The sequence below is a fragment of the Micromonospora sp. NPDC092111 genome, assembly GCF_044755745.1.
Lineage (GTDB): Bacteria > Actinomycetota > Actinomycetes > Mycobacteriales > Micromonosporaceae > Micromonospora.
The window spans coordinates 30,822-52,200 of the sequence record NZ_JBIVRQ010000008.1; the positions used below are offsets into that span (position 1 = coordinate 30,822).

Annotated in this window: 20 protein-coding genes and 1 tRNA gene; 12 read left to right on the forward strand and 9 right to left on the reverse strand. The window is 74.2% G+C overall.

Going from position 1 to position 21,379, the window contains the following annotated elements:
* Positions 1-51: 51 nt before the first annotated feature.
* A complete protein-coding gene (locus ACIQG9_RS17610) occupies positions 52-1,509 on the reverse strand; it encodes an MFS transporter (RefSeq protein ID WP_400403313.1) in 1,458 nt (485 codons plus the stop codon).
* Between the two features lie 46 nt (positions 1,510-1,555).
* Positions 1,556-1,792: a hypothetical protein gene (locus tag ACIQG9_RS17615; protein ID WP_400403316.1), complete on the reverse strand. Its 237-nt coding sequence runs from the start codon at positions 1,790-1,792 to the stop codon at positions 1,556-1,558.
* 136 nt (positions 1,793-1,928) lie between these two features.
* Between ACIQG9_RS17615 and ACIQG9_RS17620 the strand changes: the two genes are divergently transcribed.
* The gene (locus ACIQG9_RS17620) at positions 1,929-3,104 is read left to right on the forward strand and encodes a geranylgeranyl reductase family protein (protein ID WP_400403319.1); all 1,176 of its coding nucleotides are present in this window, start codon (positions 1,929-1,931) and stop codon (positions 3,102-3,104) included.
* Between the two features lie 31 nt (positions 3,105-3,135).
* Here the strand turns inward: ACIQG9_RS17620 and ACIQG9_RS17625 are convergent, their stop codons facing one another.
* Both ACIQG9_RS17625 and ACIQG9_RS17630 read right to left on the reverse strand, forming a co-directional pair.
* Entirely contained in the window at positions 3,136-4,170 is a 1,035-nt protein-coding gene (locus tag ACIQG9_RS17625; protein WP_400403322.1) for an NAD(P)-dependent alcohol dehydrogenase, read from the reverse strand.
* A 153-nt stretch (positions 4,171-4,323) separates the two neighbouring features.
* On the reverse strand, positions 4,324-6,126 hold the full coding sequence (locus tag ACIQG9_RS17630; RefSeq protein ID WP_400403324.1) for a bifunctional metallophosphatase/5'-nucleotidase: 1,803 nt from the start codon (positions 6,124-6,126) through the stop codon (positions 4,324-4,326).
* 231 nt (positions 6,127-6,357) lie between these two features.
* Between ACIQG9_RS17630 and ACIQG9_RS17635 the strand changes: the two genes are divergently transcribed.
* The gene (locus tag ACIQG9_RS17635) at positions 6,358-7,260 is read left to right on the forward strand and encodes an SDR family oxidoreductase (protein WP_400403327.1); all 903 of its coding nucleotides are present in this window, start codon (positions 6,358-6,360) and stop codon (positions 7,258-7,260) included.
* A gap of 295 nt (positions 7,261-7,555) precedes the next feature.
* Here ACIQG9_RS17635 and ACIQG9_RS17640 read toward each other — a convergent pair whose 3' ends face one another.
* Positions 7,556-8,209, reverse strand: a complete 654-nt coding sequence (locus ACIQG9_RS17640; protein WP_400403329.1) for a nucleotidyl transferase AbiEii/AbiGii toxin family protein — start codon at positions 8,207-8,209, stop codon at positions 7,556-7,558.
* Entirely contained in the window at positions 8,206-8,538 is a 333-nt protein-coding gene (locus ACIQG9_RS17645; RefSeq protein ID WP_400403804.1) for a hypothetical protein, read from the reverse strand. The genes ACIQG9_RS17640 and ACIQG9_RS17645 overlap by 4 nt, the downstream gene beginning before the upstream one ends.
* Positions 8,539-9,493: 955 nt before the next feature.
* On the opposite strand from ACIQG9_RS17645, the gene ACIQG9_RS17650 reads away from it, so the two are divergent.
* The 9 genes from ACIQG9_RS17650 (at position 9,494) to ACIQG9_RS17690 (ending at position 19,661) form a co-directional block, all read left to right on the forward strand.
* Positions 9,494-10,087, forward strand: a complete 594-nt coding sequence (locus ACIQG9_RS17650; RefSeq protein ID WP_400403332.1) for a hypothetical protein — start codon at positions 9,494-9,496, stop codon at positions 10,085-10,087.
* Positions 10,088-10,316: 229 nt separating this feature from the next.
* The gene (gene fdh, locus ACIQG9_RS17655) at positions 10,317-13,622 is read left to right on the forward strand and encodes a formate dehydrogenase (RefSeq protein ID WP_400403333.1); all 3,306 of its coding nucleotides are present in this window, start codon (positions 10,317-10,319) and stop codon (positions 13,620-13,622) included.
* Entirely contained in the window at positions 13,615-14,727 is a 1,113-nt protein-coding gene (locus tag ACIQG9_RS17660; protein ID WP_400403336.1) for a 4Fe-4S dicluster domain-containing protein, read from the forward strand. Before fdh ends, ACIQG9_RS17660 begins: the two co-directional genes overlap by 8 nt.
* Complete coding sequence (gene nrfD, locus ACIQG9_RS17665; protein ID WP_400403339.1) at positions 14,724-15,830, forward strand: NrfD/PsrC family molybdoenzyme membrane anchor subunit; 1,107 nt, start codon at positions 14,724-14,726, stop codon at positions 15,828-15,830. The genes ACIQG9_RS17660 and nrfD overlap by 4 nt, the downstream gene beginning before the upstream one ends.
* A gap of 45 nt (positions 15,831-15,875) precedes the next feature.
* Positions 15,876-15,968, forward strand: a tRNA-Sec gene (locus ACIQG9_RS17670).
* A gap of 24 nt (positions 15,969-15,992) precedes the next feature.
* The gene (selA, locus tag ACIQG9_RS17675) at positions 15,993-17,291 is read left to right on the forward strand and encodes an L-seryl-tRNA(Sec) selenium transferase (protein ID WP_400403342.1); all 1,299 of its coding nucleotides are present in this window, start codon (positions 15,993-15,995) and stop codon (positions 17,289-17,291) included.
* Position 17,292: 1 nt separating this feature from the next.
* Positions 17,293-19,053: a selenocysteine-specific translation elongation factor gene (gene selB / locus ACIQG9_RS17680; RefSeq protein WP_400403344.1), complete on the forward strand. Its 1,761-nt coding sequence runs from the start codon at positions 17,293-17,295 to the stop codon at positions 19,051-19,053.
* A gap of 102 nt (positions 19,054-19,155) precedes the next feature.
* Entirely contained in the window at positions 19,156-19,353 is a 198-nt protein-coding gene (locus ACIQG9_RS17685) for a hypothetical protein (RefSeq protein ID WP_400403347.1), read from the forward strand.
* Positions 19,354-19,469: 116 nt separating this feature from the next.
* On the forward strand, positions 19,470-19,661 hold the full coding sequence (locus ACIQG9_RS17690) for a hypothetical protein (RefSeq protein WP_400403826.1): 192 nt from the start codon (positions 19,470-19,472) through the stop codon (positions 19,659-19,661).
* A gap of 18 nt (positions 19,662-19,679) precedes the next feature.
* On the opposite strand, the gene ACIQG9_RS17695 is transcribed toward ACIQG9_RS17690, so the two are convergent.
* A complete protein-coding gene (locus tag ACIQG9_RS17695; RefSeq protein ID WP_400403350.1) occupies positions 19,680-20,336 on the reverse strand; it encodes a hypothetical protein in 657 nt (218 codons plus the stop codon).
* A 125-nt stretch (positions 20,337-20,461) separates the two neighbouring features.
* Here ACIQG9_RS17695 and ACIQG9_RS17700 point away from each other — a divergent pair, with 125 nt between their 5' ends.
* Complete coding sequence (locus tag ACIQG9_RS17700) at positions 20,462-20,662, forward strand: hypothetical protein (RefSeq protein WP_400403352.1); 201 nt, start codon at positions 20,462-20,464, stop codon at positions 20,660-20,662.
* An 8-nt stretch (positions 20,663-20,670) separates the two neighbouring features.
* Here the strand turns inward: ACIQG9_RS17700 and ACIQG9_RS17705 are convergent, their stop codons facing one another.
* Complete coding sequence (locus ACIQG9_RS17705; RefSeq protein ID WP_400403355.1) at positions 20,671-21,135, reverse strand: hypothetical protein; 465 nt, start codon at positions 21,133-21,135, stop codon at positions 20,671-20,673.
* The gene (locus ACIQG9_RS17710; RefSeq protein WP_357775868.1) at positions 21,132-21,341 is read right to left on the reverse strand and encodes a phosphatidylethanolamine-binding protein; all 210 of its coding nucleotides are present in this window, start codon (positions 21,339-21,341) and stop codon (positions 21,132-21,134) included. Before ACIQG9_RS17710 ends, ACIQG9_RS17705 begins: the two co-directional genes overlap by 4 nt.
* Positions 21,342-21,379: the final 38 nt, after the last annotated feature.

Below are 21,379 nucleotides of genomic sequence, written 5' to 3' on the forward strand. Positions count from 1 at the left end.
CGCCCCCTGGTCACACGAGGTCGGCGATGGGGTGAAGCACCCGCCTCGTGGTCAGCGCCGTGCGGGCGGGGCGGAGGAGGGGTGCCGGCGGTGGTTGAGCGCGATGTCGACCGCCGCGGCGATCAGGGCCAGCGCGATGATGCCGATGGCGAGCACCAGGGAGTGCCGGAAGGCCGCCGACCACTGACCGCCGTTGCTGGCCAGCGACGAGAAGAACAGCGCCCCGACGCCGGCGATGCCGGCCGCCGAGCCGATCCGCTGCCCGGTCTGCAACATCCCGGCCGCGCTGCCCGCCTGCGGCACCGGCACCTCGGACAGGGTCAGCGTCTGGTTCGGGGTGATCACCAGGCCGCTGCCCAGGCCGGCGAGGAGCAGCGGCACCGCCGTCAGCAGCGGCACCGAGCCGTGTGGGGAGCCGCGCAGCACGAGATCCACCGCGCAGAGACCGACCAGCACCATGAGCAGACCGATCCCGACCAGCGGGCGACCGAACCGGTTGACGACCCGTCCGCCGAGCGTGGCGGTGAGCGCCGACCCGAGGGCGAACGGGGTGATCGCCAGGCCGGCGACCAACGCGCTGGAGCCGAGGCCGTTCTGCAGGTAGAGGGTGAAGATGAAGAAGATCGCGGTGAAGCCGCCGAAGTAGATCAGCCCGATCAGCGCCCCGAGGCTGTACGAACGCAGCCGGAACAGCCGCAGGTCGAACAGCGGTGGCTGGTGCCGGGCGTACCGGCGTTCCCAGAGGCCGAAGCCGGCGAGCACGACCAGCCCGGCCGGGATCAGCGCCCACTTCCACGGGCCGGGCCACTGTTGCCGTTGCACCAGGGGCAGCAGCAGGAGCGTCACCCCGACGCCGAGCAGCAGTACGCCGACCGGGTCGAGTTTGTGCCGGTCGGGTTGGCCGGTGGGGCGGGCCGGTACCAGCCGCCAGCCGAGCAGCACGGCGACGATGCCCACCGGCACGTTGACGAAGAAGACCCACCGCCAGCCGTGTGCCTCGCCGCCGAGTTGGATGAGCAGGCCGCCCAGCAGCGGGCCGACGGCCGTGGAGACGCCGATGGTCGCGCCGAGCAGACCGAACGCGCGACCTCGCTCGGCGCCCCGGAACAACTGCTGGATCAGCCCGGCGACCTGCGGGTTGACCACGCCGGCGGCGGCGCCCTGGAGCAGCCGGGCGGCGACCAGCCAGGTGGGGGACTGGGCGAGTCCGGCGAGCGCGCTGGTCACGGTGAACAGGGCGACGCCCAGCACAAAGGCGTTGCGGCGGCCTCGGGCGTCGCCGAACCGGCCGGCCGGCACCAGGATCAGCCCGAAGGTCAGCGCGTACCCGGACAGCACCCACTGCAGGTCGCTCGGACCGGCGTGCAGCGCCCGCTCGATCGACGGTACGGCGACGTTGACGATGCTGACGTCCAGCAGCGTCATGAACGCCGCGACCAGGCCCACCCCGAGGGCCTGCCAGCGGCGCCGGTCGTCCGCCGGGTTCACGACGGGCCGTCGGTCGGGCACATCCGACCGCTACCCGGGCTCCGGCGGGGCAAACCGGCGGCGCCGCTCACGCCGTCTGGCGGGCGCACCAGCGTGGACCGAAGTCCAGCCCGGCCATCGGCGAGTCCTCGCGGTGCAGCAGGTCCTTCTCGGTGAGCAGGTGCAGTGGGGCGTGCACCTCGTCCTCGGCCATCCCCGCCTCCTCGGCGATCATGTCGGGGTACGGCACCTGGCCGCGCGCCTCCAGCGCGGACACCGCCTCGTAGACCCGTACCTCGGCCTCCGACAGACGTACCTGCTGCATGGTGACCTCCTCGCTGCGACCCGCCCGGCCGGGCGGTCTGGGTGCCGCGGCTTACCCACTGGACGACCGACAATGCGCCGCCGGACGGTCGGGTCGCGCGCGCCCGTCGGCCGGCGGGTGGCCTAGGCTGGCTCCCGTGATCATCTGGGATCTCGTCGTCGTCGGCGCCGGACCCGCTGGGCTTTGCGCGGCCCGGGTGGCCGCCGCGGCCGGCGTCCGCACGTTGGTGCTGGACCGGGCCGTCCACCCCCGATACAAGACCTGCGGCGGTGGCCTGATCGGCACCTCCCTGTCGGCGGTGGCCGGCCGGATCGAGGTGCCGGCGCACGACCGGGTCGACCGGGTGACCTTCACCCGGGACGGGCGGCGCGGCTTCACCCGCCGGCACGGCACCCCGCTGGTGACGATGGTGCGCCGGGACGAGTTCGACGACCGGCTGCGCGCGGCGGCGGTGGCCGCCGGGGCCGAGGTCCGCGGCGGCCTCGCCGTCCGCGGCCTCGACCAGGACCCCGACGGGGTACGCGTACGGCTGGCCGACGGCACCGCCGTGACGGCCCGCACGGTGATCGGGGCGGACGGCTCCTCCGGGGTGACCGCCCGGCACGTGGGCGTCCGGTTCCGCCAGGTGGACCTGGGGCTGGAGCGGGAACTGCCGGTGCCGCCCGCCGAGGCGGCCCGCTGGCGCGGCCGGCTGCTGCTCGACTGGGGTCCGGTCCCCGGCTCGTACGCCTGGGTCTTCCCCAAGGGCGACCGGCTCACCGTCGGGGTGATCGCGGCCCGGGGTGAGGGCGACCGGACCCGGGCCTACCTGCGGGACTTCCTCGCCCGGCTGGGCCTGGCCGAGGTGCCGGCCGAACACGACTCCGGCCACCTGACCCGCTGCCGGGCCGACGACTCGCCGCTGCGCCACGGCCGGGTGCTGGTCGCCGGGGACGCGGCCGGCCTGCTGGAGCCGTGGAGCCGGGAGGGGATCAGCTTCGCGCTGCGCTCCGGGACGCTGGCCGGTGCGGCGGTCGCCGCCGGTGACCTGGACCGCTACGCCCGGGACGTGCACGAGCGGCTGGTGCCGTCGATGCGGGCCGGGCACCGGCTGCTGGAGGTCTTCGAACGCCGCCCGGACGTCTTCCACGCCCTGCTGGCGACCCCGGCCGGCTGGTCGATGTTCGTCCGGTTCTGCCAGGGCCGGGCGAGCTTCGACCGGACCCTGGACCGGGTCCCGGTCCGGGCCGCCCTGTCCCTGCTGGACCGGCTGCCGCCGCTGCGTCCGCGGCCGGCGTCCGCCGGTCGGCCGCTGACCGCCGCGCCCCGCTGACCGCCCGGGGCCCGGCCGGGCGGTGGCCGGGTCAGGGCACGATCACCGCGCGGCCGTGGATCTCCCCCGCGCGCAGCAGGTCGTACGCCTCCGGGGCGCGCTCCAGCGGGAAGGTCTGCACGTCGGCGGTGAGCAGTCCGGCCCGGCCCAGGGCGATCACCTCCGCGAGTTCGGCGCGGGTGCCCCAGAACGGGATCTCGACGCTGGTCTCCAGCGGCACGGTGGGTGGCTCGTCGGCGACCGGCCGGACCGGCAGGGTGCCGCCGCCCAGGCCGACCAGGAGCAGCCGGCCGCCGGTGGCGACGACGCCACGGGCGGTGGTGAGGGTGGGGTCGAGCCCGACACAGTCGATGACCACGTCCGCGCCGTCCGGCGCGGGACCCACGATCTCGCGGATCCGGTCGACCGCGTCCGGGCCGGCCCGCACCACGTGGTGCGCCCCCACCCGGGTGGCCAGGTCCAGGGCGGCGACGTTGCTGTCCACCGCGACGATCCGTACCGCGGTGGTGGCGGCGAGGATCTGCACCGCCATGTGTCCGAGCCCGCCGATGCCGATCACCACGCAGTACGTCCCGGGTCGCAGCCCCGGCCGGGCCAGCTCGATCGCGTGGTACGGGGTCAGCCCGGCGTCGGTCAGCGGCGCCGCCTGGGTGAGCTCCAGGTCGCCGACGTGCAGCAGCCGGGAGGCGGGCACCACCACGTGCTCGGCCAGCCCACCGTCGCGGCTGAGGCCGACGCCGCCGGGCGGCACCCGGCGGCACTGGTTCTCCCGGCCCCGCAGGCAGCCCCGGCAGGTGCCGCAGCCGATGATCCCGTAGACCGCGGCCCGGTCGCCGGGGGACCAGCCGGTCACCCCGGCACCGACCGTCTGCACCGTCCCGGCGATCTCGTGGCCGAGGGTGATCGGGGTGGGGAAGAGCCCGGGCGGGGCGTCGAGGACGTGCAGGTCGGAGTGGCAGGCGCCGACCGCGCCGACGGCGAGCAGCACCTCACCGGCCCCGGCGGTCGGGGTGGGGACGTCGACCTGTTCCAGCGTCCCGGGGGCGGTCATCCGTACCGCGCGCATCGTCGTCCTCCGTCTCGTCGCCGACGCCGCTCGGCTTACCCGGGTCGGCGGGGTTGATGCCGCCGCCCCACCAGCGGTACGCACCCGGTGGCCGGACGCCGGTACGCGGACGGGCCGCGGGGATCACCCGCGGCCCGTCGACGGTGGCGCCGCTCAGAAGACCGGTACGCCCTCGCGGACCAGCTTCCAGTTCGGCACGAAGAAGTCGGCCGGGTCGATCGTCCCCTTGGCCTGCGCCCAGTCGATCAGCAACTGGCGGATCTCCTGCTGCTGGTTGTAGACCTGGGTCTTGACGATGCCGGGGAAGTTCCCGCCACCGCTGCGCCGGTAGTTGTTCACCGCGATCACGAACTGCGCGTCGGCGGCGACCGGGGTGGCGGTGCCCGGCAGCACCAGCCGGGTGATCCGCTGGCCGACCGGCTTGCTGATGTCGATGTCGTAGTCGAGACCCGAGATCACGTCGTAGTTGTAGTCCGGGACGGCCGGGTCGCTGATGGTCGCCGGGTCGACGGGCGCGCCCGGCGCGACGGTGCTGAAGTACTTCGCCGAGTACTCCAGGTACGCCTTCACCTCGGCCCCGGTGAGCACCACGGCCTCGAGGGTGTTGTCGAAGACGTACAGCCCGGCGACGTCGCGGATGCGCACGTCACCCTGCGGGAAGACGGCGGTACGGCTGAACGGCGCGGCGATCGACAGCACCGGCAGCGACCCGTACGAGGTGCCGGCGAGCGCGGCGGTGACGACCTCGGTCTGGACGTGGTTGATGAAGTCCAGGATCGGGGTGTCCTTGTACCGCGACTCGGCGGCGGACAGCTCCTGCGAGGACTGCGCGACCACGGTGTTGACGTAGCCGACCGTCTTGGCGTGCTGGCCGCGTACGGCCGCGAGCACCTTCGGGTCCTCGACCACCGTGTTGGTGTTGAGCATGGTCGCACCCTTGCTGACGACCTTCCAGCAGCCCCGCTCCCGGGTCAGCGTGAAGTCCATCCGGGTCAGCCGCTGGCCCCACTTCGACGGCTCGGCGGTGAGCACCTGCGCACCGGTGGCGGTGTGGGTGACGAACTTCTCCACCACCTCGTTGTGGGCGTGGCCGAACAGGATCGCGTCGATGCCGGGGACCTGCTGGGCGATCAGCGCGACCGGGTTCTCGTTCGGCAGCTCCGGGCCGTAGCTGGAGGTGCCGCTGTCGCCGCCGTGGGCCGAGATGATGACCAGGTCGGCGCCGCGCGCCCGCATGACCGGCACCCACTTGGCGGCGGTCTCCACCATGTCGGGGAAGACCAGCTTGCCCTCGACGTTGCCCTTGTCCCAGATGGCCACGCCGGGGTTGGTCAGGCCGAGGATGCCGACCTTCAGCGTCGGCGCGCCGTGGCCGCCGAGCCGCACCTCCTTGATCACGTACGGCAGGAAGGCCGGCTTGCCGGTCTTGGCGTTCACCGCGTTCGCGGCCAGTGCCGGGAAGCCGAGCTGCCCGATCCACTTCGCCAGCAGCGGCAGGCCGTAGTTGAACTCGTGGTTGCCCAGCGTGATGGCGTCGTACTTGAGGACGTTCATCGCGTTGGCCATCGGGTGCGTCGCACCGGTGACGGTGATCGGCTCCTGCTTGGCGTAGTAGGTGGCCAGCGGGGTGCCCTGGATGGTGTCGCCGGCGTCGAGGACCAGGGTGGCCTTGCCCTTGCGCTCGGCGCGGATCTGGTTGACCAGGGTGGCCAGCTTGGCGACGCCGACGTCGTTGTGCTTGCTGTCGTCGAACTCGGCGTCCTTGTAGTAGTCCCAGTTGTAGATGTTGCCGTGGGTGTCCGAGGTGCCCAGGACGGTGAGGTCCCAGGTCGTCGGAGGCTTCGGGCCCTTCTTGTCGGCGGCCTGGGCGGGCGCGCCGGCGATCAGCGGGGCGGTCGCGGCGGCGGCGGCGACGGCCAGCACCTGACGCCGCGAGGCGCCGGAGGAGGAGGTCATGAGATGCCTTTCCATGGGGGTGGACGCGCCTCGTGGGCGCCGTTGCGCACCATAACGAGCCCTCGTCGCGCCGGCCACAGCGGCCCGAGATGTTTCACGCCACCGGAGCCGACGGCCACCTGTCTGTAACACCGGGGTCATCCGGGCGGCCGGTCACCGCGGTTTCCCGCCCGTCCGCCGGGGTAGGGCAGAAGAGGCCAGGACGGACGAACCAGGCAAGGAGCCCCCGCGGTGAGCCAGGACCAGTACACCGGGCAGGACCCCACCGATCAGTACGGCCACCAGGAGGGTCAGCCGGCCCAGCGGCAGTCGACGCCCGGCACGACCGGCCGGATGGGTCCGGAGCCGGACCACGGCGAGCAGTCGTACCGGGGCAGCGGGCGGCTGGCGGGCAGACGCGCCCTCATCACCGGCGGTGACTCGGGCATCGGCCGGGCCGTGGCGATCGCCTTCGCCCGGGAGGGCGCCGACGTGGTCGTCTCCTACCTCGACGAGGAGGAGGACCCCGACGCCCGGGAGACGGTACGGCTGATCGAGGAGGCCGGCCGCCGGGGGGTGGCGGTGCGCACCGACCTGACCGACGAGCAGCACTGCCGCGACCTGGTCGACCGGACGCTGACCGACCTCGGTGGGCTCGACATCCTGGTCAACAACGCCGCCTACCAGCAATCCCAGGACGAGGGCATCGCGGCGATCAGCACCGCGCAGTTCGACCGGGTGCTGAAGACCAACCTGTACGCCATGTTCTGGCTCTGCCGGGCCGCGCTCCCGCACCTCGCGGCGGGCTCGACCATCATCAACACCAGCTCCGTCCAGGCGTTCGACCCATCTCCGCAGCTACTGGACTACGCCACCACCAAGGCGGGCATCGCCACCTTCACCAAGGGCCTCGCCGCGCAGCTCGCCGGGCAGGGGATCCGGGTCAACGCGGTCGCCCCCGGGCCGATCTGGACCCCGCTGATCCCGGCCACCATGCCGGCGGAGAAGGTGCGGCAGTTCGGCACCGACACCCCGATGGGACGTCCCGGTCAGCCCGCCGAACTGGCCCCGGCGTACGTCTACTTCGCCTCCCAGGAGTCCAGCTACGTCACCGGGGAGATCCTCGGCGTCACCGGCGGCCGTTTCACCAGCTAGCACCGGCCCGGCCCGCCTCCTTGTCGGCCCGTCTTGCCGGCCCGCCTTGTCTACCCGGCGCGGGCCCGGCCCGCCTTGTCTACCCGGCCCCGCTCCGCCTGCTCCGCCTGCTCCGCCCGCTCCGCCCGCTCCGCCCGCTCCGCCCGCTCCGCCCGCTCCGCCCGCTCCGCCCGCTCCGCCCGCTCCGCCCGCTCCGCCCGCTCCGCCCGCTCCGGGCATTGTTCCGCGAGGCATGGTCGGGGCGGAGCGTCGAGGGGCGGTCGGTGGTGCGGGGCTTCCGGTCCCTGGACGGGGGTCAGCGCGGCCAGGCCGCCATCCGGTGCCGTACCTGGGCGACCTGATCCGCGTCCAGGCCGTACCGGGCGAACCGCCGGTCCGGCACCCGGTCCAGGTAACGGCCGGCCTCCCGGACCTCCTCGTCGTCGAGCGCCGGATCCACCTGCCGGGCCAACGCCAGCAGCTCACCGACCGGGTAGTGCTCCAGCGCCGCCGCGACGTCGATGTAGTCGCGTACCTCCCGCCGGTTGACCAGGGCGGCCGTCTTGTTCGCCAGCAGGTCCCGGACGTCCATCACCGGGCCGAAGTCCATCACCACGGGGGAGCGGTGCCGGTCCAGGCGGGCCAGGCTCAGCCGGATCTGCCGGGTGCCCCGGGTGACCACGAAGTCCCGCAGGTCCCGGTCGAAGCCCTCGAAGAGGGCACCCAGCTCGCTGTCCGGGTCGGCGTCCACGACGGTGTACCCGGCGCGTTCCAGTGCGGCGCGTACCTCGTTGCCCGCCGCCGCGGCGGCCCCCTCCACGTCGGCGAAGAGGTCGACGTCCTCGGTGGGCCGGGTGACCAGGCCGTGTGCCGCCCAGGCCACCCCGCCGCCGAGGACGAACCGGTGCGGCCCGGCCACCTCAAGGGCCACCCGGGCGACCTCCCGGTAGAAGTCGTGCAGGTGCGTCACGCGGTACGCAGACCCCGGTGCCGGACCTCCCATGCCTGCCGTACACCTCGGGGGAGGTTGAGTCGACGCCACACCCGACGCAGGGTGCGCCCGTCGATCAACGCGCGCAGGTCGTCGGTGCGGGTGGTCTCCCGCAGCACGTTCTCGTACAGCCAGAGCAGGTCGTCCGGTTCGGCCAGGTCGAACGTCCGCTCGCTGCTCCACATCAGCCGTACCGGCAGCTCCACCACGCCCCGGGTCGGGCCGGCCAGCTCCGCCAGGGTGCGCGCCACCACCACCGGACGGCCCGGTCGGGCCAGGCGGGGGGTGATCGGCGAGGTGGCCTGCATGGTGTCAGGGTAACGCCGGGTCGGCCCGGTCCGGTACGCGGCTTTCCGCGACACGGCCTCTCCTCCTTCCGATACCCCCGGTCGACCTGGCCGACGAGCCCCCGACGGCGATGTAGGCGCTGGTGACCAGGAAGTCGGCGCCCGACTTGCCTGAACAGCGCTTTCCCGCCTCCCCGCCTCCCTGATCTTTCCGCCGTTCCGCCGTTCCGCCGTTCCGCCGTTCCGCCGTTCCGCCGTTTCCGGCGTTTCCGGCGGCATCCGATGGCATCCGATGGCATCCGATGGCCTTGCTGTCGGCGGGTGGCGTGCCGACACAGGTCCTCGCATGGACCAACCGCGCCGAGCGACCCTTCCTTTGGGTGCGTTTGTTGCGGCGATAGCGACAACAAACGCACCCAAAGCGGCGGATGCGAGCGGTGTGGCCCATCTCGATGGTGGGATGTGTGTCCGGTTTGGCGAACTATGCGTCCTTTGGTTGAAGCGTGGGCCGGGTCGGTTGTCCGTTGTCGGGGTCTGTGCGCGGGTTTCGGTGACCGGCGGCACGCTGGCGGTGGAATGGTGGCGGGCCCCCGGTGGTTACACCTCTGTACGACTGCAGCAGCGGCCCCGGGCCGGCGGGAATGTCGGTGGCTGGCGGGTCGTTGTGCATGGTCCCGGCAACGCGAGCCCCGCTCGCCGTGCGACCCGTAAGCCCCTTCCGGTGCATGCCCCTCGATGTGCGGCCCGCGTTCCCCGTGGCCGGTGAGCCTCGCGGCGTTGGCGGTGACCCGCACCGTGATGCATGCGGATCTTCTGAGTCTTCCCCTTGTTGTTTCCTGGTCTTTCCTCTTGTTGTTTCCTGAGTGCCCTGTTGTGGTGCTTACGCCCGTGTGCCCGGCCCCCCTCTTTTCTGTCGGGTACTGCTGTCGGTCTTCGGGCTGGTGGTGGGTGTCGTTCCCCTGTGAAGGAGCCCTCGATGAACACGACGATTCTGCGTAAGGGTGTGCTCGGTGTCGCTGGTCTGGCTTTCGCTGGTGGTCTCGCCGCCGGTCCGCTGAACCACACCACCACCGCGCCTGCGGTCGATGCCAGGCCTGTCGCCGTGGCGGTGCAGGCCGACAAGCCCGACGCCGCGAAGTTGGTCCCGCATGGCACGCAGGGTGCCCAGTCGCGGATCGACCTGAACGGCGAGCAGACCGCGAACGTGAAGGCGATTGTCGCCGCGACGAAGAAGTCGGGCTTGGACGAGCGGGCCGCGGTGATCTCTGTCGGTACCGCCTTGCAGGAGTCGAAGTTGGAGAACCTGGGTCACCTGGGTGACCGTAACGACCACGACTCGCTGGGTCTGTTCCAGCAGCGTCCCTCCTCCGGCTGGGGCACCCCGGAGCAGATCACCGATCCGGTCTACTCGACGATGGCGTTCCAGAAGGGTCTGAAGCAGGTCGACGGTTGGCGGGACATGCCGTTGACCGAGGCCGCCCAGACGGTGCAGGTGTCGGCGTACCCGGACGCGTACGCGCAGTGGGAGCAGCAGGCCGCCGACCTCGTCGCCCAGCACTGGAACGGCTGACGTTCACCGATCACGACCAGCAGACTGGCCGGCACCCCCAACCGGGGTGCCGGCCAGCGGCGTCTCCGCCGGCCAGCGCCGGCTGTGCCGACCCGCACCGCCGGTGGGTTGAACGTGAACAGTGTGCAGGGCAGGTCGGGCGCAGAAGATCGGATGCTCTGCTCGCGCGTCCCGGTCGGCTGGCCTATGTTCAGAGGGTCAGTTTCCAGCGCGGAGGAGGTGCGGTCCGATGGGTCTGCGTACCTTCATCGAGGGCTGGCCGGTCTACCGCCAGCTCACCGGCACCGACCCGCTCGGCCGGGGCGCGGCGGCGCGGTCCGGCCGCTCGGCGGAGCTGACCGCCCGCACCGAGACCGCCGACAGCGTGGCCCGCTCGGTCTGCCCGTACTGCGCGGTGGGTTGTGGGCAGCGGGTGTACGTCAAGGACAACCAGGTCACCCAGATCGAGGGCGACCCGGACAGCCCGATCTCCCGGGGTCGGCTCTGCCCGAAAGGCTCGGCCAGCAAGAGCCTGGTCACCAGCCCGCTGCGGCAGACCACGGTCCGCTACCGGCGGCCGTACGCCACCGAGTGGGAGGACCTGGACCTCGACACGGCGCTGGACATGATCGCCGACCGGGTCCTCGCCGCCCGCGAGCAGACCTGGGAGGACGTCGACGGCGAGGGCCGGCCGCTGCACCGCACGCTGGGCATCTCCAGCCTGGGCGGGGCGACGCTGGACAACGAGGAGAACTACCTCATCAAAAAGCTGTTCACGGCGATGGGGGCGCTCCAGATCGAGAACCAGGCCCGGATTTGACACTCCGCCACCGTCCCCGGTCTGGGGGCCAGCTTCGGTCGCGGTGGTGCGACGGACTTCCAGCAGGACGTCGCCAACGCTGACGTCATCGTCATCCAGGGTTCGAACATGGCCGAGGCCCACCCGGTGGGCTTCCAGTGGGTCATGGAGGCCAAGCGCCGGGGCGCGAAGGTCTTCCACGTCGATCCCCGGTTCACCCGGACCAGTGCGGTGGCCGACACCTACCTGCCGATCCGGGCGGGCACCGACATCGCACTGCTCGGTGGCGTGGTCAACCACATCCTGACCAACGAGCTGGACTTCCGGGAGTACGTGCTGGCTTACACCAACGCCGCCACGATCGTCAGCGAGCAGTTCGTCGACACCGAGGACGGCGACGGCCTGTTCTCCGGCTTCGACCCGAAGACCGGCAGCTACGTGCAGACAAGCTGGCAGTACGAGGGCCACGAGCGGGACTCGGGCAGCGGGCACACGGCCAAGGAGCGGGACAGCGCGGCCGGCCTGCGGCACGAGTCGCACGGCGCGCAGGTACACGGCCAGACCCGGCGCGACGAGACGCTCCAGCATCCGCGCTGCGTCTACCAGATCCTCAAGCGGCACTTCGCCCGCTACACCCCGGAGATGGTCGAGCGGGTCTGCGGCATCCCGCGGGAGCGGTTCCTGGAGTTGGCCGGGGCCTGGACGGCGAACTCCGGCCGGGAGCGCACCGGTGTGCTGATCTACTCGGTCGGCTGGACCCAGCACAGCGTCGGTGTGCAGTACATCCGCGCGGGCGCGATCATCCAGCTCCTGCTGGGCAACATGGGTCGCCCCGGCGGTGGCGTCCTGGCGCTGCGGGGGCACGCCAGCATCCAGGGCTCGACGGACATCCCGACGCTGTTCAACCTGCTGCCGGGCTACCTGCCCATGCCGCACCACGCCGACCACCCGACCTTCGACGACTGGGTGACCAGCATCCGGCACCCGGGGCAGAAGGGGTACTGGGGCAACGCCCGGTCGTACGCGGCGAGCCTGCTGAAGGCATACTGGGGCGACGCGGCGACCCCGGAGAACGACTTCGGTTACGGGTACCTGCCCCGGATGACCGGCGACCACGGCACCTACCAGCAGGTGCTGAACATGATCGACGGCAAGGTGAAGGGGTACTTCCTGCTCGGCCAGAACCCGGCGGTCGGCTCGGCGCACGGTCGGGCCCAGCGGCTGGGCATGGCCAACCTCGACTGGCTGGTGGTCCGCGACCTGTTCATGATCGAGAGCGCCACCTTCTGGCGGAACGGCCCGGAGGTGGCCACCGGCGAGATCGTGCCGCAGGAGTGCCGTACCGAGGTGTTCTTCCTGCCCGCCGCGTCGCACGTGGAGAAGGAGGGCACCTTCACCCAGACGCAGCGGCTGTTGCAGTGGCGGGAGAAGGCCGTGGAGCCGCCGGGCGACGCCCGGTCCGAGCTGTGGTTCTTCTACCACCTCGGGCGGAAGCTGCGGGAACGGCTGGCCGGCTCCGACGCCCCCCGCGACCGCGCGCTGCTCGACCTGACCTGGGACTATCCCACGCACGGCCGGTACGCGGAGCCGAGCGCCGAGGCGGTGCTGCGCGAGATCAACGGGTACGACGTGGCGACCGGCCGTCCGCTGTCGGCGTTCACCGAGGCCAGGGACGACGGTTCCACCGCGATCGGCTGTTGGATCTACACCGGCGTGTACGCCGACGGGGTCAACCAGGCGGCCCGGCGCCGGAGCCGGCACGAGCAGGACTGGGTGGCCGCCGAGTGGGGCTGGGCCTGGCCGGCGAACCGCCGCATCCTCTACAACCGGGCCTCCGCCGACCCGCAGGGCCGGCCGTGGAGCGAACGCAAACGCTACGTCTGGTGGGACGGGGAGAAGGGCGAGTGGACCGGCCACGACGTGCCGGACTTCGAGAGGACCACACCGCCGACGTACCGGCCGCCGCCCGGCGCGTCGGGTCCGGCGGGGATCGCCGGCGACGACGCGTTCATCATGCAGGGCGACGGGAAGGGCTGGCTGTACGCGCCGAGCGGCGTGCTCGACGGTCCGCTGCCGACGCACTACGAGCCGGCCGAGTCGCCGATGCGCAACCCGCTCCACGGCCAGCAGGCCAACCCGACCCGCAAGGTCTACCGGCACCCGGTGAACTCGGTGAACCCGAGCCCGCCGCAGGAGCACGTGGCGGTCTTCCCGTACGTGTTCACGGTCAGCCGGCTGACCGAGCACCACACCGCCGGCGGGATGAGCCGGACGGTACGGCCGCTGGCCGAGCTGCAACCGGAGATGTTCGTGGAGGTGTCGCCGGAGCTGGCCGCCGAGGTGGGGCTGGCCCATCTCGGCTGGGCCCACCTGGTCAGCGGCCGGGCGGTGATCGAGGCGAAGGTGCTGGTCACCGACCGGCTCACCCCGTTGCGGGTGGACGGCCGGGTGATCCACCAGGTCTGGCTGCCGTACCACTTCGGCTACGAGGGGATCGTCACCGGGGACTCGGCCAACGACCTGTTCGGCATCACCCTGGATCCGAACGTGCTGATCCAGGAGAGCAAGGTCGGCACCTGTGACGTCCGGCCGGGGCGGCGGCCGACCGGCCCGGCCCTGCGGGACCTGGTCGACGACTACCGCCGTAGGGCCGGGATCGTGCCCGGGGAGCCGCCGCCGATGGTGACCACGCCGGTCCGACGTCCGGCCGGGCGCAGTGCCGACGGGCCGCGCGAGAAGGGTGGCGAGCATGCCTGACGGCAACAGCCTCTACGGCCCGCTCGACCCGGCCCCCGACGCGGGCTGGGTCGAGGCCGGTCCCCGGCTGGGCTTCTTCACCGACACCAGCGTCTGCATCGGCTGCAAGGCCTGCGAGGTGGCCTGCAAGGAGTGGAACGCCGTCCCCGCCTCCGGCTTCGACCTGCTCGGCATGTCGTACGACAACACCGGCGCGTTGACCGCGAACTCGTGGCGGCACGTGGCCTTCATCGAGCAGCCGGTGCCGGCCGGCCACCGTACCCCGCCCTTCGCCGGGAATCCGACCGGCTCGTCGGGCAGCGCCGGGTCGGCGGCGGTCGCCGCCGGCACCGGCGACTCCAGTGGCACCAACCCGGGTGTCCCGCCGGGTACGGCCGACGCCGCCGCCCGGATGGCCACCGCCGCACCGACCGGCACCGACCCGACCGGCACCGACGGGGTCGCCGGGTCGGGGCCGGCGGGCGTCGGGGGCGCGCAGTTCCTCGGCATGCCCGGTTCGCAACCACCCGGTCGCGGCACCGGCGCCGCGCGGCGCACCGACTTCCGCTGGCTGATGATGTCGGACGTCTGCAAGCACTGCACCCACGCCGCCTGCCTGGACGTCTGCCCCACCGGGTCGCTGTTCCGCACCGAGTTCGGCACCGTCGTGGTGCAGGAGGACATCTGCAACGGCTGCGGCTACTGCATCCCCGCCTGCCCGTACGGGGTGATCGACCAGCGCAGGGACGACGGGCGGGCGTGGAAGTGCACGCTCTGCTACGACCGGCTCGGCGCGGGCATGACGCCGGCGTGCGCGCAAGCCTGCCCGACCGAGTCCATCCAGTTCGGCCCCCTCGACGAGCTGCGGGAGCGGGCCGCCCGGCGGGTCGCCACCCTGCACGAGCGGGGGGTGCCGGAGGCCCGGCTCTACGGCCACGACCCGGACGACGGGGTGGGCGGCGACGGCGCGTTCTTCCTGCTGCTCGACGAGCCCGAGGTGTACGGCCTGCCGCCGGACCCGGTGGTCACCACCCGGGACCTGCCGAGGATGTGGAAGCGGGCCGGCCTGGCCGCGCTGGCCATGACCGCGGCGGCCGTCGCCGCCTTCGTCGGAGGTTCCTCGTGAGTCCGGACCGCGCCCCCGTGGGTGCCCTGTTCCACCGCTTCCGGGACCGGCTGGCGGCCGGCGCGGCACCGGGCGCGCGGTCGCCGCGTGCCGACGTCGGCCCGGTTGTGCACCCGCCGGCCGGTGGGCGGCGGCGCGGCCGGCGGAGCGGCGAGGAACTGCGGGTCCCCGAGGCGGAGTTCACCTCGTACTACGGCCGGCCGATCCTGAAGGCACCGGTGTGGCGGTGGGACATCGCCGCGTACCTGTTCACCGGTGGGCTGGCCGCCGGGTCGTCGCTGCTGGCCGCCGGCGGTCAGCTCACCGGCCGGCCCGCGCTGCGCCGCGCCGGCCGGGTCACCGCCCTCGGCGCGGTCGCCGCCAGCGCGTACTTCCTCGTCAACGACCTGGGCCGGCCGGCGCGCTTCCACCACATGCTGCGGGTGGCCAAGCCGACCTCGCCGATGTCGGTGGGCACCTGGATCCTCAGCGCCTTCGGCCCCGCCGCCGGGCTGGCCGCCGTCGCCGAGGGGGCGCACCTGCTGCCGGAGCGGGGCCTGTTCGGGCTGGCCCGCCGGCTGCTGCCCCCGGCCGGGCAGGTCGCCGGGCTGGCCGCCGCCGCCACCGCGCCCGCCCTGGCCACGTACACCGGGGTGCTGCTCGCCGGGACGGCCGTGCCCTCCTGGCACGAGGCGTACCCGGAACTGCCGACCATCTTCGCGGGCAGCGCGCTGGCCAGCGCCGCCGGTGTCGGCCTGATCGCCGCGCCCTGCGCGCAGGCCGGCCCGGCCCGGCGGTTCGCGGTGGCCGGCGCGGCGATGGAACTGTGGGGCTCGCACTCGGTGGAGACCCGGCTGGGGCTGCTCAGCGAGCCCTACCGGACGGGCACCCCCGGCCGGTTGCTGCGCGCCGGCCGGGTGCTCACCGTCGCCGGGGTGGCCGGTGCGCTGGTCGGCCGGCGCAGCCGTACCCTGTCCGCGTTGTCCGGCACGGCGCTGCTGGCCGCGTCGGTGGCCACCCGGTTCGGCATCTTCCACGGCGGCGTGGCCTCCGCGCGGGACCCGAAGTACACCGTGCTGCCGCAGCGGGAGCGGATCCGCCGTCGGGAGGCCGGCGGGATCTGACACCTCGCGGTACCGGCGGCGCGGCCCTGTGGTTGACTCCACGACGGAGGCGTTCAGGCGGCTGGTGCCCCTCCCGGTCTTCAACACCGGTGTGGTCCGGGACCCGGGCCAGGCGGGTTCGATTCCCGTCCGTCTCCGTCAAGCTGCTCGGGAGATGACGCGATGGGCGAGGTGCCGGCCGACCCGCGACGGCGGGTGCCGCGCACCGACACGCTGCTCGCCGACCCGGCGTTGGCCGCCGCAGCCGCCGCCCTCGGCCGGGAGCGGGTCAAGGCCGCCGTCGTCCGGGCCCAGCAACGCGCCCGGCACGGCGAGATCACCCCCGGCGAGGTACGCGACGCCGCCCTGGCGGCGCTGCCCACCCCGACGCCCCGGGCGGTGCTCAACGCCACCGGCGTCGTGCTGCACACCAACCTGGGCCGGGCCCCGCTGTCCGCCGCCGCCGTCGAGGCGGTGGTCGCCGCCGCCGGGCACACCGACGTGGAGTTGGACCTGCGCACCGGCCGGCGGGCCCGGCGCGGCCGGGACGCCCTGGACGCGCTCGCCGCCGCGGTGCCGGACGCGGCCGACGTGCACGTGGTCAACAACGGCGCGGCGGCCCTGGTGCTCGCCGCCACCGCGCTGGCCGCCGACCGGGAGATCGTGGTCAGCCGGGGCGAACTGGTGGAGATCGGCGACGGTTTCCGCCTGCCCGACCTGTTGGCGAGCACCGGCGCGCGGCTGCGCGAGGTGGGCACCACCAACCGCACCACCCGCGACGACTACGCCCGGGCGGTCGGGCCGGGCACCGGCTTCGTGCTCAAGGTGCACCCGTCCAACTTCGTGGTCACCGGCTTCACCTCGGCCGTCGGGGTCGGTGAGCTGGCCACCCTCGGCGTGCCGGTGGTCGCCGACATCGGCTCGGGCCTGCTCGCCGCCGACCCGCTGCTGCCCGCCGAACCCGACGCCGCCAGCACCCTGCGGGCCGGGGCGACGCTGGTCACGGCCAGCGGCGACAAGCTGCTCGGCGGCCCGCAGGCCGGGCTGCTGCTCGGCGACGCCGCCCTGGTCGAGCGGCTGCGCCGGCACCCCCTGGCCCGGGCGCTGCGGGTCGACAAGCTCACCCTCGCCGCGCTGGCGGCCACCCTGCACGGGCCGGACACCCCCACCCGGGCCGCCCTGCACGCCGACCCGGCGGTGCTGCGTGCGCGGTCCGAACGGCTGCGCGACGTTCTCGGCGGGCGGGGGCGCAAGGCCGAGGTGGTGCCCAGCGCGGCGGTCGTCGGTGGGGGCGGCGCGCCCGGCGTCGAACTGGACTCGTGGGCGGTCAGCCTGCCCGAGCGGTACGCCGCACCGCTGCGGCTGGGCGACCCGCCGGTGCTCGGCCGGGTGGTCCGGGGCCGGCTCCTGCTGGACCTGCGCTGCGTCCCGCCCGCCGCCGACGCCACGCTGCGCGACGCGGTGTTGCGGGTGGTCGACTGACATGCACGTCGTCGCCACCGCCGGGCACGTCGACCACGGCAAGTCCACGTTGGTCCGGGCGCTGACCGGGATGGAACCCGACCGGTGGGCGGAGGAGCGTCGCCGGGGCATGACCATCGACCTCGGCTTCGCCTGGACCACCCTGCCCACCGGCGGCACCATCGCGTTCGTCGACGTGCCCGGGCACGAACGTTTCGTGCCGAACATGCTCGCCGGGGTCGGCCCGGTGCCGGCCGCGCTGGTCGTGGTCGCCGCCGACGAGGGCTGGATGCCGCAGTCGGCGGAGCACCTGGCCGCCCTGCACGCGCTGGGGGTGTCGTACGGCCTGCTGGTGGTGACCCGCGCGGACCGGGCCGATCCCGGCCCGGCGCTGGCGCAGGCGCGGGCGGAGATCGCCGCGTCGTCGCTCGGCGTGGTCGAGTCGGTGCCGGTCAGCGCCGTCACCGGCGTCGGCCTGCCCGCGCTGCGGGCCGCGCTGGACCGGCTGGTCGGGCGGCTGCCCGCGCCCGCCCCGGACCGGCCGGTGCGGCTCTGGGTGGACCGCGCGTTCACCGTCCGGGGCAGCGGCACGGTGGTGACCGGCACCCTTGGCGCGGGTGCGCTGCACGTCGGCGACCAGCTCGAACTCGCCTCCGGCGGGGAGCCGGTGCGGGTGCGCGGCCTGCACTGCCTGGGCACCGCCCACCAGCGGGTCGCCGCCGTCGCCCGGGTGGCGGTCAACCTGCGGGGCGTGCCGAAGGACCGGCTGGGCCGGGGCGACGCGCTGCTCGCCCCGGGCCGGTTCCGTCCGACCGACCTGCTCGACGTCCGGCTGGCCGGTGACCCGGCCGCCGACCTGCCGGCGACGCTGACCCTGCACGTCGGCTCGGCGGCCGTGCCGGCCCGGGTCCGGCCGCTCGGCGCGGACACCCTGCGGCTGCGGCTGGCCCGTCCGCTGCCGCTGCTGATCGGCGATCGGGCGCTGCTGCGCGACCCCGGCCGGCACCACGTCTGCGGCGGGGTGACCGTGCTCGACGTGGACCCGCCCCCGCTGACCCGGCGGGGCGCGGCGGTAGCCCGGGCGACGACCCTGGCCGGCCTGGACGGCCGTCCCGACCTCGCCGGTGAGCTGCGCCGCCGGGCCCTGGTCCGGGCCGCCGACCTGACCCGGATGGGGGTGACCGGCCCCGCCGCCCCGGTCGCCGGGGACTGGCTGGCCGACCCCGGGCACTGGCGGCGGCTCGGCGTCCGGCTGGCCGAGGAGACCATCCGGTACGCCCGTGCCCACCCGCTCGAACCCGGCGCCCCGGTGGAGGTGCTGCGGCAGCGGCTCGACCTGCCCGACCGGGCCCTGGTGGAGGCGCTGGTCACACCGCCGTTGACGCTGCGCGCCGGTCGGGTCGGCACCGGCGGTGACGACGCCCTGCCCGAGCCGGTGGCCCGGGCGGTCGACCGGGTCCGCGCCGAGTGCGCCAGCCATCCGTTCCGCGCCCCGGAGGCGGACCGGCTCACCGCCCTCGGCCTGGGCCCCCGGGAGATCGGTGCCGCCGTACGGGCCGGCGCGCTGCTGCGGCTGGCGGAGAACGTGGTGTTGCCGCCCGGTGCGGTCGACGAGGCGGCCCGGGTGCTGGCCCGGCTGCCGCAGCCGTTCACCCTCAGCGCCGCCCGGCAGGCCCTGGACACCACCCGACGGGTGGCGGTGCCGCTGCTGGAGCTGCTGGACCGGCGTGGGGTCACCCGCCGGCTCCCCGACGACGCCCGCGAGGTGACCGTCCCGGGTTGAGTGGTGGCAGGGTGTCGACGGGCCCGAACCGCCGGCCGGGTACGGAGTGAGCCGGCGCCAAGCCGCCCTCCCGGTGGCCCCCGGGTCGCCTACCGTGACGCCATGGACCCTTCGGCGGTCTGGCGGGACAAGAACCACCGCTGGCGGATCGAGGCGTACCGGGCCCCGGACCTGCGGTTCGCCATCTTCGCCACGAACGGCCCCACCGAGTCCGCGCCGCTGTGGCTGTTCGGCATGGCGGCGCTGGCCCGCTGGCTGATGACCCACGCCATCTCCCTGGACGACCTGGAGACCGACTGAACCGGCGCCGGTGCGCGGGCGGCCGGTTGGTGGCCGTGGCCGGCGGGTAGCCCGGACGGGGGAATGACGTCCGATTGGTGCTTCCCGGGCCGGCGGATGGTCGTACGGTCCGGGGCGTGAGGGACCGAGGAATGCGGACGTTCCTGGCGGTGCTCGCCGGGCTCGCGGTGATCTACTTCGGGGTGACCGGGCGCGGCTCCACCGAGGAGGGCGGCGGGGTGTCCGGCGGGGTGGTGCTGTTGGCCGTGCTCGCCGCCGCGCTGGTGTGGCACCTGACCAAGCCGGCGGGCGACAAGCCGGTCAAGTGACGGCCGGTCGGCGGCGGCTCAGCGGGTGCCGGCGGCGCTGCGGCCGACCTCGCCCGCCGACTCCGCGCCGAGCGCCACCCGGACCAGCGCCGACGCCAGCCGCCCGAAGTCGGGCTCGGCGACCAGCCCGGCCAGCCCCCGTGGGTTGGCCGGCAGGCCGAGCCGCTTCGCCCCGGCCAGGGTGCGCCGGTCGGCGTACGGGCGTACGTCCGGCCAGACCGTCTGCGCCTCACGCAGGAAGATGTCTGCCCCGGTCGGGCCGATGCCGGGGAACTCGGTCAGCCGCCGGCGCAGCGCCGTCGGCTCCCCGCCGGCCTCCCGGTGCAGCCGCCGCAGGTCGCCGTGCCAGCGGTCCAGGCAGAGCTGGGCGCCGGCGCCCAGCATCGTCGCGGTCCGCTCGTCGTAGCGGCGGTAGTGGCCACGGCCCAGCGCGTCCACCCGGTCCTGCCAGCTCGACGCCTCCATCGCCGGCGCGGTACGCCACCCGGCGGCGAACAGTTCCCGGGCGGCGGCCACCGCCACCTGGGCCCGGATCCTGGTGCTCAGCAACGTGGTGAGCACCAGGAGCTGGTAGAGCGGACCCGGCCGGTCGGCCAGCGTGATGTCGGCTTCCTCGGCGTACGTGCGGCCCTGCCGGTCCAGCAGCGCCCGGGCCACCCGTCGTTCGTCCCGCATCACCTCGCAGTACCCGTCCCGCAGCGGTTCAGCCCGGCTCCCGGTGGTCGAATGCGCCCGCCGGGGCCGGGTAACCCGGTGGTGGGCGCGGAGCACCGCGTCCGTCCACCCGGAAGGAGACACCCGTGACGAACGTGCAGCAGCCCGAGATGCGCCGCAACGGGAACAACCCGACCGTGCAGGACAGCAAGCGTCCCGGCGTGGCGGGACACCCCGGCAACCGGGGCACCTCGCCGGGTGACCGGGGCCGCCCGACGCCCCGGGGCCAGGCCTCGCCGTACGGGCCGGCCGGCTCGCGGGCCGACGACGACAGCGACCGGGGCTGACCCGCCCGTCAGCGGGGCGGCCGCAGCCGGTTCCAGGTGGCTGCGGCCGCCCCGCCGTACGCCAGGTGCGGCACGACGTCGGCCAGCCAGTCCGTCCGCCGCCAGGTCCGGGGGTCGCTGACCCCGAGCGCGGCCAACGAGCCGTCGGAGGCGGCCATCACCCCGCCGCCGAGCAGTCCGACCGCCACCAGCGGCGGCACCCGCCGACCGGCGGACAGCAGACCGTACGCGGCCCCGGCGGCGATCCCCATCCCGTAGCCGAGGAGCGGGCCGAGGCCCGAGCGGCGGTTGGCCGCCCGGTCCCCGGCCCCCAGGTCCACGTGGGCCTTCCCGGCCAGCCGGCCGGCGCTCTCCTCCGGGGTGCTGCTCGCCGGCCGGGCCCGGACCACCATGTCCAGGTAGCTGACCACGTTCAACGCGGCGCTGCCCACCGCGCCGGCGATCGCCCCGTCCAGCAGGGCCCGGCCCCTCACTTCGGGTCGCCGGGTTCGCGTTCCCCCTTGGGGCCGTAGGTCCGTTCGCCCCGGACCACGCCCCGCTGACCGCGATCCTCCTGGAGGATCCGGTTGGCCGCCTGGTTGGCCTCCTGGTCGCTCGCGCGGCCCGACTGCTCGATCAGGTCGCGCAGCCGCGCGCGTTCCTTGTCGTACGCGTTGCTTCCCGGCCGTGGTCCTGGCATCGCCGCCTCCTCGGTGGTCCTCGCGCGTGCGGTACCCG